The 14,091-nt window shown below is 58.8% G+C and carries 6 protein-coding genes; all 6 read right to left on the bottom strand.

All coding sequences use genetic code 11. The features are described 5' to 3' along the window. Positions 1–82: 82 nt before the first annotated feature. Positions 83–394, bottom strand: coding sequence for a hypothetical protein (locus tag RHM60_RS11205; protein ID WP_322214452.1), 312 nt, complete (start codon positions 392–394; stop codon positions 83–85). A gap of 533 nt (positions 395–927) precedes the next feature. Continuing rightward, positions 928–1,542: a GAD-like domain-containing protein gene (locus tag RHM60_RS11200; protein ID WP_322214450.1), complete on the bottom strand. Its 615-nt coding sequence runs from the start codon at positions 1,540–1,542 to the stop codon at positions 928–930. A gap of 249 nt (positions 1,543–1,791) precedes the next feature. Continuing rightward, positions 1,792–2,697: a PoNe immunity protein domain-containing protein gene (locus RHM60_RS11195; protein WP_322214449.1), complete on the bottom strand. Its 906-nt coding sequence runs from the start codon at positions 2,695–2,697 to the stop codon at positions 1,792–1,794. After that, positions 2,694–11,792, bottom strand: coding sequence for a hemagglutinin repeat-containing protein (locus RHM60_RS11190; RefSeq protein ID WP_322214448.1), 9,099 nt, complete (start codon positions 11,790–11,792; stop codon positions 2,694–2,696). The genes RHM60_RS11195 and RHM60_RS11190 overlap by 4 nt, the downstream gene beginning before the upstream one ends. A 44-nt stretch (positions 11,793–11,836) precedes the next feature. Then, positions 11,837–12,355, bottom strand: a complete 519-nt coding sequence (locus RHM60_RS11185) for a toxin-activating lysine-acyltransferase (protein WP_017139694.1) — start codon at positions 12,353–12,355, stop codon at positions 11,837–11,839. Between the two features lie 11 nt (positions 12,356–12,366). Beyond that, the gene (locus RHM60_RS11180) at positions 12,367–14,070 is read right to left on the bottom strand and encodes a ShlB/FhaC/HecB family hemolysin secretion/activation protein (protein WP_322214447.1); all 1,704 of its coding nucleotides are present in this window, start codon (positions 14,068–14,070) and stop codon (positions 12,367–12,369) included. Positions 14,071–14,091: the final 21 nt, after the last annotated feature.

Below are 14,091 nucleotides of genomic sequence, written 5' to 3'. Positions count from 1 at the left end.
TGAAAATCAGGCCATCAGGGGCATCAAAAATCAATGTCTACTTCAGACCTTCCCTAGGTAAACTGTATTTTCTATGAGCATCTCAGTTGTCAGGGTATTTGAACTTTGTACTGACTTGCTCTCCATGTTTATATGAAATCACGAATGAAACCCAATCTTCACCGCGTTGCTCAGCGCTATGCTTAAGCTTATCTACCAACTCATACAACTGTGTATCGTCTATATCTGTCCGGGCGTTGGTAGTCTCCACTCCATCCTTTTCGACAAGTAACTCTGTGTCTATGAATTCTTTTCCTACTACCACCTCGTAACGAAAATGATCATAGCCGTCGATAATTCCGTTATCAATAATGGAAAATATTTCTTTAATTAATGCAAAATCTTCGGTAATCATGTGCGTTCCTTTCAAGGCTTGCTGGATTCATTTTTGAAAATACTGGTTCTGGTCCTGCCATCAATGGTATAGGTGACTGATAAAGTGTCGGGACTCTTCAACCTGACCTGCGCTGTTGGTTGTGAAGGATTTCCCATTGTCAAGCTCATACCGTGTATTTGCAGCTCGTGCACTCGGGTTATTAAGCAGCTCGTATTCTGGAGTACCCTTAACTGCATTTTCAGTTTTAACTTTTACAATCGGTATTTCAGTCGCCAACTTTACACGTTGAGCATCCCGAAGCTCAGCCTCAGTTTTAGCAAGCTGCCCGAATTTGGAGCTCGCACTTCCCTCCTGGCTATCTGCAACTCAGACCAGATAGCTTATCTCCCCTAGTGGTGTGCGAATCATTTAGCTATTCCTCTACTGAGTACGCAGGCCTAAGCCAACCGCCCATCATGCTCCATTCTCCTTTAGACCCATGTGGAGTAGTGGTTAACTCCACAATTGATCCTGTTGCGAACGGAATAGTTATTTTATTTATTTAATCTTATTCAATGTCGTAATTGATCAAGAACCATCAGGTGAACATGAATATCCACCTTTTTTATATGCTCCAGGTCAGCCTTTCCTCCAATGCAAAGGGCGGGCTCGAACGCGTACATCTCATCTGCGCCAACCGGCCCAAGCTTTGCCAGTGCGCGCTGGAACAGCGGCTTGCCTTGATTGTCCTCAAAGTCGAGACTTTCCCGACTGGTAGAACCGAGGAATATACCCAGCGTTCTATCCGGGACCGGATTGGGCTTACTCAATTGGTTCTTCAACGCAACAATACCGCCCGCTAGACTTGATATTGTAATTTTGCGCTGGTAACGCTCACCCCATGCATACAACGAACCAAATGCATCCCTGGCGATCACATTATAGTTGTCGACTTCTGCCAAGCCACTGCCCTGCAGCCACCTATCGAGCGTCGCCTTGTATGGCTCGGGGTCTACAATCCAGAACAGCCCATCAGCATAAGAGCACCAACCTTCATTCTGCCAATAACCAAGCAGGGCCTTGGGTAATATTGAGCGATACTTATCGATACTTGACTTGGGCACTTCTCGATGCGAGTTTGGTTCGCCTAGGTTATCGATCAATGATTGAAAAAATTCGTCTCTCAATTTCCACGCCCTCTTAGTAACTCCAGTCTGACATTCATCTTCGCCTGCCCTGAACCATTGGCGATAATGCAAGCTATATTTTAACTATCGCAAAATCTTCAGTCATTAGGGCCGCTTCCTTTAAGGTTTAGCGGACTCGTCTTTGAAAATACTGATCTGGAGGTTATCGAAAGAGGGCAGCATCCATCCCACGCTAGACGTCATACCAACATTGAAGCCAATACCTCGCCTGGCTCACTGCACTGGCGCTTATCTATCACTGGATCGGTTGAAAATTCGGGCCCAAAAGCCGGCTTTCTTTTCTGAAACCAAGGGTGGATGTGGCTCTATTGCCTCTCTTGCCGCATGAGTGCTTGGGCCAGCGGGTCTCAAAAGGTCTCCCGGATAATGCTCATGACCTAAACAGGGCGAGTCATCAATTCCGAAAGCTTTTACTGCGGCCACTGCTTCTACACACCAACGACCAAAATAAGCCCCGCCTTCAAAATTTTGGTCGCCATAGGTATACCAATAAGGGTGCCGATAGCTGACCGCCTGCGGGTCTGATCCGGATTTGGCGCCGGTACGCACTTCCTGATACCAGTGCTCAACAAAGGCTTTGAGCAGCGATGCCTGAGCGTCTGCAGGTGCATCCACGGCCTTCAACAAACGACCATAGGGCTTGGGATAGAGAAGTACGGTTCCTGTCTTGCGGTCTGGGCTGCGGCTGGCAATGATCCGATCAAGAAGTACGTCTTCGCCATCATTGCCGATCAAGACCAGCAAGCGATGCCATTGCTCGTCTGGAATGTCGAGTGCGAGTGCCAAGCCGACCAGCCAGAAGCAAATGATGTAGTGGTCGTAGTTGACGCGCCAGTGGTGCCGGGTGAATTGCTGCTCTGCAGTCCACACTGCTGCTCCGAGCCGCTCAGCTTCTTCCCAAGCATCTAACAGACCGGGGAAGTAATGCGCCAAGTTAGTAATTGGGCATCCGGCTGAGTATTTGCGCAGAATTTGGTGCCAGTGTTTCTGAGCAAGTGTAAATTGGAATTGGGGCGCGTAATTCTGATCACCTGAGTTGTTATCAGCGGCTACAGATTCTTTTTTTATATAATCGTCGTTGTACTCAATCCACTCAGACCAGTAGCTTATTTCCCCTAATGGTGCGCGAATCATTTAGCGGCCCTTCCTAATAGTTTTGATGTGGCAACTGGATCAGCTACAAATTTTCCATTTTTTTCCAGGACGCCGACAGTGACATTTCCAAACGGGTCTGTATGGACTAGCCATTTTTCGACACGGCCTGCCTGTAGTGCTTTGTTGATGCTATCAGCAGCTTTTTCATTACCGTTGACAGACTCCAGAATCCGATTGTAGTTAGTAGAGCTACCTTGTAACCAATCATCACTCATCTGCAGCCCATCTCGGGTGGGCTTCAGCTTGGACGAGCCAAATTTGTACTCAACAATCAGGTAGTCGACACCAGGCTTATCTACCTTGTACAAATCGTCAATGCCTGTCTGGCCAATATCGGGAGCCCGGCCAATTTTTTCAGCGCCGGGCACCAACGTCTTGATTTGCTCTCCACCCATGATGTCCCCGACGATGCTCTTCTGCGCGTTGGTCATGGCGCGGAAGTCCATCAGCGGGGTGCCGTTAGGGTTGAACTGCCCGCCGCGTGCTACAAGCTTGTCGAATTTGGCGAGGCTCGCCACCTCAGCCATCTTTTCAAGCTGCTGCGCTCCAACCTTGATCCCTGCCTTGGCCAGCGCCACGCCACCTTTCGCAGCCCCGCCGACGCCCGTTGCAATGCTGCCGACCTGCCAGGCGATTTCGCCGATGGCCTTGCCCAACGCTTCGGCGTTTTCGTCGCCGCCGACTTCCAGCGCGGTCTTGATCGTTTCTATCTTGACGTTGAGTTCGTTGACGACGCTGTCGCCAAACTGCTTTCTGGCCTCCGGGTTATTAATCAGTTGGCCAAGGCCGGTAAGCCCTTCGATGGGGTGCGCAACAAATTCGGCGAGGCCCGTGACGTCATTCCAGCCTGACTGGGCCAACCCCTTGCCGATGCCGAACTGGGTCAGAACATCCTGCCTGCCGCTGATGTACGACCATTTGGCAACGACTTTGCCGGCGGCAATCAGGCCTTTTGCTTCGTCATACTCCTTCTTGAACTGCACGATCTGCTGAGTCGCCAGCCAGTTGTTATCCACCGCCGCACCCGCCGCGGTATTGGCGGTGGTCGGGTCGATGGAGGCGCTGGTTGCTGCCAGGCCGGTTACCAGGCTGACGATCAGGTTGCGCTTGGCTTCGCGTTGTTCTTCGCTTTCGTCGGGGCTGGTTTGTGAGAACAGGCCGGTGAGCAGGCTTGATGCCGCCGCGCCTGCCGCGCCGCTGCCGCAACTTTGGCTGCTGGCGGCGGCACCGGCGCAGGCGACGATGCCGTGCAGGGCCGCGTGCAGTGGCGAGCCTTCGATGAGTTCGCCTTTGGCCACCAGGTCGCCGATGTAGCCGGCACCCCGTTGCTGCACATAATTGACCACCAGGCCTTGCACGAAGGCAGCGTTGCCCGCGCTGATATTGCCGCCTGCAGCACCGATCAGGGCGGTGGTGATCTGGCGATAGGTGCCGCCTGCGCCCCAGTTTTCGGAGATCGCGTTGGCCTGTGCCGAGTACTCCCGCGCCTGGAGCTGCAGTTGCAGGCGCGCAGCGTCACTCATTGGCGTGTCACGATTGTCTGCTTTTGACTGCAGCTCTTTTGCCTGTTTGCGTTTGAGGTCCGCTTCCCTGGCTTTGTTCGCAAGGAAGGTACTGGCTTCGTTGGAGAACGCGCTGACGATCTCAAAACCGGCGCGGATTTCATCTTCGTCGAAGATCGGTTTGAGCGAGTTGCTGCCATCGCGATCACTGGACACATCACGGTTGAGGCTGGCGACGGTTTGTTCTGCGGTCTGACCGGTGCGCTTGTGTTGCTCGGCGTCGTCGGTAATGACGACGGCACCGCCACTGATGCCGCTGCGTGTCACGCTGCTGGCCTTGTCGCTGGCGCTGATGGCGATCGGCATGTTGGCGCCGATGTTGTTCTCGTTTTTGGCCAGGTCGGTACCCGGGTTAACCTTGCCGCCAGTCTGCGCGTTGCCCTTCTGGTCCTTGCCGACTTCGTTGTAGCCGCCGCCCAGGCTGACGGTATTGGCGTCGTAATCCGCCTTGTTCTTGATGTCGCGGCTGGTGAGGCTGGATGTGACCAGGCTGTTTTTGCCGTCCTGCACGGCCTTGTCGCTGCTGGCTATCACGCCGCCGACCAAATCGGTGTTGCCCCGCACGTTGATGTCGAAACCGTCATCACCGGCCTTGATGCCCGATTGTTCGGTGACGCTGGCATAGTTGGAGTCGATGTTGGTTGCGCCAAAGTTTGCGCTGGCACCGCTTATCGAGCTCATGCCGTAGCAGAACGGTGGAATACAAAGACTGATGCCGATGCCCAGGCTCTTTTCATCGACTTTGTACGTGTTGGTGTCTTGCAGGCTTTCGATATTCAGATCGCCGCCGACGTCGGCGATGACTTTTTTGCCACTGGCCACCGCCCCCTTAAGCTGCGTGTCGCCGCCGGATGACAGCAGCAACAGGTTGCCAGCCTCCACTTTGGTATTGGTATGGGTCAGCCCGTCGCCGTCGGCCTGGCCCCGGTTTCCGGTGGCACCCAGGTCCAGGGTAAAGCCGTTTCTGCTACCGCCCAGCGAGAGGCCGATACCGATGCTGGCGCTGCTGCCTTTGCTGTCGGTGTTTTGCTGGCTGGTGTTGTTGGCGGCGAGCAGGTTGATGTCGCCGTCGGCCATCAGGCTGGCGTCACGCCCGGCCTTGATCTGGCTGCCTTGGACCGTGATGTTGCTGTCTGCACCTGCGCCGGTCGCGCGCAGGCGCACATCTTGACCGGCGGTGATGGTCGAACCGGCGGCGCTGTCGCTGGTCTGGGTGGTTTTGCTTTCGTTCTTCTTGGTGCCCAGCGACAGGCTGATGTTGATACCGCCTGCCGCGCCAGGGTCCATTGCCACCGCCGTGGCGGCGTTGTTACCGGCCAGCAGGACCGTGGCCGCTGCCAGCGCCTTCATGCGCCCGTCATCGGTTTTCTCCGATGCCTGCTTCATCTGCTGGGTGGTCTGGATTGCACTGATGACAGGGTTAGTCACCGTCAGAGTGAACCCGGTCTGTTTGAACAGGGTTTCACGTTCGCGCTTGCTGGTGTTGCGGGCTTCGACGACATCGATGGTTTGCCCGGTGATATCGACGCTGCCTTCGGGCGCGCTCACCTGGCTGCCCACCTGGCGGTAGCCTTTGCCCGCTTCCATCAGCACATCGCCCTTGGTTGACCCCACGGTACTCGCCGCTGCGGTCTGGCTGGTGGTGAGGTCCTTGACCGTTTGCTGCTGGGTGCCGAGCGTGACCGCGATGCCGCCGCCGCTGAACAGGCCGCTTTTCTTGACTGACTTGTCGTGACGTTCGCTGCTGCTTTCCGTCGCGGCTTCGATATTGATGTTGTTGTCAGCCGCCAGGACGGTCTGGTTGGTGGACACCACGTTGCTGCCGCTGACGTTGATGTCGCGACCGGCCTGCACATAGGTTTTCTCGGCACTCAGCGTCGAGCCCTGCGCCTGGGTCTGGTTGACGGTGTCGCGTGTGGTGGTGGTCTTGCTGGAGAACAGGCCGTTGCTGCCTTTAAATTTGTGCGCTTCATCGGCGAACTGGGTGTTTTGCGCTGCGGTCAGGTTCACGTCGCGCCCGGCGTCGGCGATGATTGCACCTTGCTGACTGGTGACGCTTGCGCCTCGGGCATTGAGGTCCTGCCCGGTACTGAGGCGCACATCGCCTTGGCCTTGAATGGTTGAGCCGACTTCGGTCTGGCTGGCGTCTTTGCGCCAGTTGCTGCCGTTCCAGTTAACCGATTGCTGATGGGCTTCGCCAACGGTGGTCAGGTTGATGTTGTTGCCTGCTTGCAGCGAGGTACTGCCGCCGGCGCCTGCGTTGACCACCTGAGCGCCGGTCAGGTTGAGGTCTTTGCCCGCGTTGACGTCCATGGTGCCGCCAGCACCGCTGACAAACAGCCCGGCCACCCGCGAGAGATTGGTGCGCGTACCCTGGGTGCTGCTGCTGTCACGGCTGTTGGACACAACGTTGACGTTTTGCCCTGCATTGATCGCCAGGGTATCGGTGGCGCCGATCAGGCCGCCGAGGTTGTCGAGGTTGTCCCGTGCCGTCAGGGAGACCTTGTCGGCCTGGATGCGTCCGCCGAGGTTTTCGATGTTCTGCGCGGTAATCGCCATCACGCTGCGCCCGGCCAGGCTGCCGCTGTTGACCAGATCACCGGCAATGTTCAGGTTCAGGCGTTGCCCGGCGATCAGTGCGCCGGAGCCGTTGAGGTCGCTTTCCTGCACCCGCACGTAGACCTGTGGCACCAGCACGTTGCGGGTTTCGCCGCTGGCGAGGGTGACTTTTTTCTGTACCAGCCAGACGATATCGCTGGTCAGTTGCGCCATCTGCTCGGGGGACAGCTCGATGCCCGGCACCAGTTTCCATTGATTGGCAAGGGTGACGGCATTGTCGATCAGCGCCCGGTATTGCGCTTCGTCGTTGGCGTAGCCGTCGAGAAAGCGCCGACCAGTGAGTTGCGCGACCTGTTCGCGAATCAGTTTTTGCTCATAGAAACCATCGCCGAGACGCTGCTGGGTGAGCGCAGGGTCGACTTGCAAGCGCTCCAGCATGTAATCCGAAGACAGCCAGGTGCGATAGCTGGCGAAACGCGGATCTGTTTCGACCAGGTAATTGCTGGTGGTCTGCGGATGGGTGGTGAACAGGCTGTTATTCGGCAATTCCAGGGACGGGCCCCCGGTGCGAATTTGCTCGGCCACGCCTTGTGCGTTCTGGGTGGTCTGCGCTGCGACCTGAACGATCGGAGCTACTTGAAAGGTACGCGCGGCCGGAGCGCTGACCGTACCGGTGGAAGCGATCTGCTGACCGACGGCCTGAGTACCGCGTGCGCTGATCTGGGTGCCCGTGCCGCTGACCGCTGTGTTCTGCGCGAAGACGGTAGGTTGCAGGGAGATATCCTGAATCAGCGGGGCAGGGGTATAGGCTGCGGTGTTCGCGCCTTGCCGGTCGCGTCCCTTGCGCTGGATGCGGTAGAAGTTGGTGACGCTGCCGCTGTCGACGGTGGTGCGCTGGCCCGACACTTCGGTGTTGGTCAGGCTGGTGACGTCTGCCTGCAATAGTCCGCCGGCGATGATGCGGCTCTTGTCGTTGAGCACGTCGCCGGCGCTGATCTGCATTGTCCCGCCAGACAGGATCTGCGCCGGGGCCGAGGTGGCGATCTGGGTTTCGTTGACGACGCGGGTGTAGTCGTAGCGGTTCCAGTTGTCGCGCTGGCCCTCGGGGGTGACCAGGTAATTCACCTCATCGTGGCGCAGGGAGATCTCGTTGGCTTGGTAGCGGTTGGTCGAGCCGGTGAGTTGAAATTCCTGCTCAGGCGTTCGACTGACCTCAACATCGCGCGTGCTGAAATGTTCGTTGGTGTTGCGCACGCTTTGTACGTTCAATGACAGATCGCCAAGCGCTTCGAGGGTCGCGCTGGCATTGGTCAGCAATTGGGCGCGACCCTCAGCGGTGTCGAGCGTGCTCAAGGTCCCGCCAATGGCGAGATCGCCAGCACTGAAGACCAGCGATTGCTCGCGGTTATTCAGGGTTGCGGTGCCGATATTCAGTGATTCACGGGCTGCTATCGTTGCTGCGGTGCCATTTTCATCGAGGTTGTTCAACGTCGAGGTGGCTATCGCCAGTTGGTCGCCATACAGGCGCGCGGTGCCGAGGTTATTCAGCGTCGCTGCCTGCACGCGGACTTGCTGGCCGTCGATCAGCCCGCGGTTGGTCAGGGTGTCAGCGACGTTCAGACGAACCTGACCCGCGCTGATTTCGGCGTTGGCGCTGTTGTCGAGCGTCTGCGCGCTGACCAGCAGGGACTTGCCCGCCAGCAAACGCCCGGTGTTGTTGAGCGCTCCGGCGGTGCTCAGATCAACGCCGTTGTTGGCTTGAATCTGCCCGCTCAGATCAAGGCCACTCTGCACCTTGAACTTGATGTCGCCCAAGCTCAGGGCCCGGCCCGTGCCGCTGTAATAGGCCGCGTTGAGCGACAGCAGCTTGCCCGCAATCAGCGTACCGTCGAGGTTGTTCACCGATTGGCGACGCTGTGCCGTGTCGCGGTCGCGGATGGTCAGGTCACCGGTCGAAGAGATCAGCCCGCTCTGGTTATTCAGCGTCTGGCTCACGCCCAGCAGCAGGCCTTCATCGGTGCGCACGGCACCGGTCTGGTTGTTGAGGGTATTGACCGCCAGGTTCATGCTGCGGCCTTCAAGGCCCAGGTTGGTGCCCTGGGTGGCGCTGTTGTCGAGCACATCGGTGCTCAGGTTCAACGCGCCTGCACTGCGGACCAGCCCACCCTGATTGATGAGGGCCTGACCCAGTGCCAGCTCGACGTCGCCGAGGCTTTGCAACTGGCCGCCACGGTTATCCAGGCGTGCGCCGTCGACGTGTACGGTTTTCTCGCCAATGATTTGGCCGCCATTGGTGTTGACCACGTCGCTGGCGGTGAGCAACAGATTGCCCTTGGTACTCAAAAAGCCAGTGCTGTTATTGACGCTGGCGCTGCGGATTTCCACGGCATCCTGACCGCTGATGCCTTTGGTGGTGCCGGAGTCGAGGTTATTGAGGACCTGATTTCCGGTGTCGATAAACAGTTTGCCTGCAGACTGAATCAAGCCCGCCGCGTTACGCAATTCGCCGCTGCGCAGGTCGAGCGTGGCACGTGCGTCGAGCGTGCCATCGCTGTTGTCAAACAGATTGCTGTTGCTGTTGAGGTCCAGTGCCAGGCCACTGATCACACCGCTGTGGTTGTTCACCCCTTGCGCCGCCACGGCGATGTCGCCCTGGGCTTCGAGACGCCCTGCGTCGTTGTTCAGTGCGCCATCGGTCACGTTCACCGACAGCCCGGACTGCACCGAACCCAGCACGCCATGGGTGTTGTTGAATTGCCCGGCGATGATCGCCATGCGCTGGGTCGAGGCGAGCGTGCCGCCGATATTGTTCAGTTGACCGAAGCGGGCTTGCAGCGTGCTGCCGGCGCTGAGGGTGCCCTGAGCATTTTCCAGGCGCGCGCCGCTCAGTTCAGCGCCGCCGCTGGCAGCCAGCGTTCCGCCGCTGTTGTCGATCAAATCACTGGCGGTCACCGTCAGCAGGCCGCCGTCGGTTGCAACAACTTTGCCGTTCTGATTATTCAGCGTGCCAACGTTGATCGCCACAGCGCCAGGGCTGCTGACCTTGCCGTTCTGATTGTTGAATTGCTCGCTGACATTGATCTGTAAAGGCTCCAACCCCGTTTGCAGAATGCGCCCGTATTGATTGGACAGGGTGCGGGCCTGAAGCGTGAGCTGTTGGCCCTGGGCCAGCCCTTCATCCAGCACCACGTCGTCAGCCTTGATCGACACGCTGCCATTACTGGCAATGCTGCCTTTGGTACTGCCGAGTTGGTTGGCCTGAATGCCCAGCGAACCCTTGCCTGCGTGTTCGATGCTGCCGCTGCCGTTGTCGATGCGACCGGCGCTGATCCGGGTATTGGTCGCGTTTGAGGCAATTCGTCCGCTACGGTTGTCGAGGCTCGCGGTGGCGTTTATCGAGGTGTCGGCGACGCCGGTCTGCACCAGCTCGCCGCCGACGTTGGACAGATCACCGGCGATCAGTTGCAGGTTGTCGGCGTTGACGCTGGCGCCGTCTGTGCGCAGGGTTTTTGTCGCGTTGGCCGCGAGGGTCTGGCTGGCATCCACGCGGCTGCCACTGAGATTGCTATCGCCGTTGTTGGCGGTCAGGGTGACATTGCGGCCTTGAGTCTGGCTGCCGCTGAGGTCCAGATCATCGGCCTGGATGCTGACATCGCCTGCCGCCAGGTTTTGACCCTGCGCTTTGACGTGGGTGGCGCGTACCGCAAGGTTGCCGCTGCTGCCCAGTTTGCCGTCCACGCCTGCGCCCGCCGCCAGGCTTGAGCCCTGGGTGCTACGAATCGATTTGGCGCTGAGGGTTGTTTGATTCTGGCTGGCAATCGTGCCGCTGTTGTCGATATCCCCGGAGCTGGTGAGGTTCAAATCGCCCTTGGCGTAAAGCGAGCCGCTATTGTCAACGCTTGTGGCAGTGATACGGGTGGCCGTGGTGCCGCTGATTGTGCCCATGTTGTGCAGTTTGCCGTCTGCGCTGATGACCACTTCACCCGCCATGGCGCCAATTTGCCCGGCATTGCGCATGCCGACACCCGATTCGGTCCCCACCAGCACGATCTTCCCGGCGTACATTCCGCCCAATTGCGCCACGTCGATGCCGACGGCTGGCTTGTCGCCGTCGGCGCCGGCCTGAGGCTTGGCCTGGGTGTTATCGGCGTTGACCTGATTGCGTCCGGCAGTGACCTTAAGGTCATTGGCCCAGATACCCGCATTGACCTGCACGGTACGGGCAATCAGGTCGGTGTAATCGGCGTCGCGGCTATCAAGGCCCTTGCCCTGAATGTTCAGGGTGCCGCCGTTCACGGTGTAGCCGCTGATGCTGCCGTTCTCCAGCTGCACCTGACCGGTGCTCAGGGTCGCACGGTTGGCGTTGATGAAGCCGCAACCGTCGCAGGTAATGCCGGCCGGGTTGGCGATGACCACCTGGGCGCGTTGCCCGGCGACTTCGACATAGCCGCGTAACTGGCTGGGGTTGCTGGCGTTGACCTCATTGAGGATGACCCGCGCGCTGCCTTTGGCCATCGCTGCGTTGCCTTCGATCCAGCCACCCAGTTGCGTTTGGGTGTTGGCGCCGCTGTTGTTGAGGATGACGCCGCGCGGGTCGACATCGAACTGATTGTAGGTGTTACGCGAAACCCCGGCCGCGCTGGGCGCTTGAATATTCACCTGCGGCGTGCCGTTGGCGCTTTGAATCACTGTCGGACGCTGGCCGGCTGCGGCGGCCGGATCGGCCACAATCGTGCCCGCCGCCCACGCCGGTACAGCGCTCCAGGACACCAGCCCGAGCGCGATCATCAATGCAAAACGCATCTGCCCGAGCGTTGCCGTGCAGCCCGCGGAGGCGGTGGTGAGGCTGACGCGAGTGCCCGGCGCCTTGACCTGGCTGGTGACGTTCTCCGCCACCACCATCAACAGCCCGCGTGCCTTGTTGAAAACAATTCGGTACAGGTGCTTGTTCATAGCAATTCCATTTGCGGAGCCGGCCCGCGATACAAAAGTTGAAGTTACGGTGCTGTGGCAACCGGGTGAGCTGCAAACCAGGCTCTGGCCTGTTCAGGGATCACACCGATGCCCTGGAATGTCTTGATTTGCAGGCCTCGCTCGTCGCCCCGGTGATACAGCGCGCGACCGCATCGGTTGGCGAACAGGTGGCGCTGGAGGATTCGGGTAAAGGTGGCTGTATGGCCAAACGGCGCGACCCAGTCGTTGAGCCAGAGACGCTCGCCGCAATTCCAGTCCGCGTCGCTCAATGTCAACGGTGATTGCTGCAAATAGCGCTGTTCCGCTGCTTCATCGACGTTAAGCCAGGAGAGGTAGCACACCGGCTTGCCGTGCTCGCTGCCCAGCACGAATTGGCGATGCTTGAGCGCCGGCAGCAGAAGTGTCGGTAAGCTGTGCAGTGGCGCATCACGGTGAGCGCTGGAATGCATCCACAACCAAGTGACCGAGCCCAGCACTGCCGCCTCGTTCCAAGGCTCGTCGATCAGGCCGGGTGCCGTGATGTCCAGGGTTTCAAAACGCATGGCATTACCCCTCAGAACGACCAGATGACGGTAAAGTCGCTGGTCACGTTGGCGGTCTTGAAGCCGTCGGGCTTCTTGAGCGGCGTGCCTACCGACCAGTCATAAGACAGGCCCTTGTAACCACCACGCACACCCACCACAGCCCCCGCCAGTCGTTTACCAATCAGGAACTTACTGGCCTGACCGCTGACTTCGCCGTAGTCGACACCGGTGTAAAGCTCCTGGCCGGTTTGCCCCAGCGCCAGGCCGACTTCGTTGCGCAGTGTCCAGCCGCGATCGGCAGAAAGAATGTTTTCGCCGTCAAACCCGCGCACGCTGTAGCGTCCGCCAATCGAGAAGCGGTCTTGCGGCACCAACGGTGTGCGGTTCCATTGCGACCGCCAACTGCCGATATAGCGCAGGCGCTGGTCGCTGAGGGCGAATGGCACTTGCAGCTGGGCGTCGGCGGTGATGATCTGCGAGCGGGATGTGCCTGCACCAGAGGCTTCTTCGGGGGCCGGCAGCGAGTCATGTGCGCCGGTGCCGCGACGGTAGGCGACGCCAAGGTCCAGAATAGAGGTGCCGATAAATTCCCGGTGATCCAGGCCGAGCTGCCAGCCCGCCATGCGCCGATCCTGGTTGCCGATCTCGGTGTCGTCGATGAAGTTTTCAGAAGACCGTGTCCACAGGCCACCCCACGCCGTGGTCTTGCGCACGGCATCGCGGTAAAGCAGGCGAGACAGGCGCAGATCGTTGGTACGGCTTTCGCCTCGATACTGGTACGTCTGGGTGGCGCCGGCGACCGACTGCTCGTAGTTATACTCGCTGGTGGTGAACGCCAGTTGCCAGTAACCCATCGGCAGCGAGTAGTGGAGCGTATTGCCATTGGAGCCGTGTCGGCCGGACTCGCCGCCGCCCAGGTCGTGGTTGAAGCTGGCGTAGAACAAATCGTTGAGCGATAGCAGGTTGTCCAGCGACAGCGACACATTGCCCTGATACTTGCCTGTGGATTTGCTGCCCGAGTTGTCGACGGACAGGCTCACGCGGGCCGGAAACTGCTGGCTCCATTTGATCACCACATCGCTTTCGCCGGGCTTGGCATCAGCCGCCAGGGTGGGTGTGATCTGAATGTCGGCGTCGGCAGTGGGCACGCGCTTGAAGTTTTCCAGCGCCTGTTCGATATCGCGCAGGTTAAGCAGGTCGCCGGGGTTGGCAGGCATCGCATTCCATAGGGTTGCGCGACGGCTGGTGCCTTCGGCAAAGCGGATTTCGCGGATGCGCCCCGGCACGATTGTCAGCACCAGAATCCCGCTGTTGAGGTCCTGCGCTTCGGCAAGCACGCGGGTGGTGACAAATCCCGCCTGGATGATCGCATTCTGCATACGCTTCATCGTCATGTTGATGCCCGCGCCACCCAGGCAACGCCCCACGGCGGGGTCTTCCTCGGGGTTGGCGGCCTTCAGCGCCCATTGAAACTTCTCGGATGCGTCGCCAATCAGGCGGATGTCTTTAATGGCGAAGCAGGGCGCTTCTTTTACAGGAAGACGAGAGCCGCCTTCGTCGAGCACAGGTGCCTGAAGACGCACATCGGGCCGCGATTCCAATTGATCACGCAGCGCGCGCTCACGCTCCTGCTGACGCAGTAATTCCTCTTCAGGCCCGGCAGCCTGAGCGGTGGCGGTCGTAAAGAGTGTCCACACTGCCAGCGCCGTCAGCGCGAGGTGTCTTGCATTCATCGACGACAAGCGGGCCAGCCC

Source organism: Pseudomonas sp. MH9.3, assembly GCF_034354675.1.
Classification (GTDB): Bacteria; Pseudomonadota; Gammaproteobacteria; order Pseudomonadales; family Pseudomonadaceae; genus Aquipseudomonas.
The sequence above is the reverse complement of the archived record's forward strand: the minus strand, read 5'-3'. Positions and strand labels throughout refer to the sequence as shown.

Excerpts from the sequence above, each read along its gene's own strand:
- RHM60_RS11205 (WP_322214452.1), bottom strand. The coding sequence starts at position 394 with ATGATTACCGAAGATTTTGCATTAATTAAAGAAATATTTTCCATTATT.
- RHM60_RS11190 (WP_322214448.1), bottom strand. The coding sequence starts at position 11,792 with ATGAACAAGCACCTGTACCGAATTGTTTTCAACAAGGCACGCGGGCTG.
- RHM60_RS11185 (WP_017139694.1), bottom strand. The coding sequence starts at position 12,355 with ATGCGTTTTGAAACCCTGGACATCACGGCACCCGGCCTGATCGACGAG.
- RHM60_RS11195 (WP_322214449.1), bottom strand. The coding sequence starts at position 2,697 with ATGATTCGCGCACCATTAGGGGAAATAAGCTACTGGTCTGAGTGGATT.
- RHM60_RS11180 (WP_322214447.1), bottom strand. The coding sequence starts at position 14,070 with ATGAATGCAAGACACCTCGCGCTGACGGCGCTGGCAGTGTGGACACTC.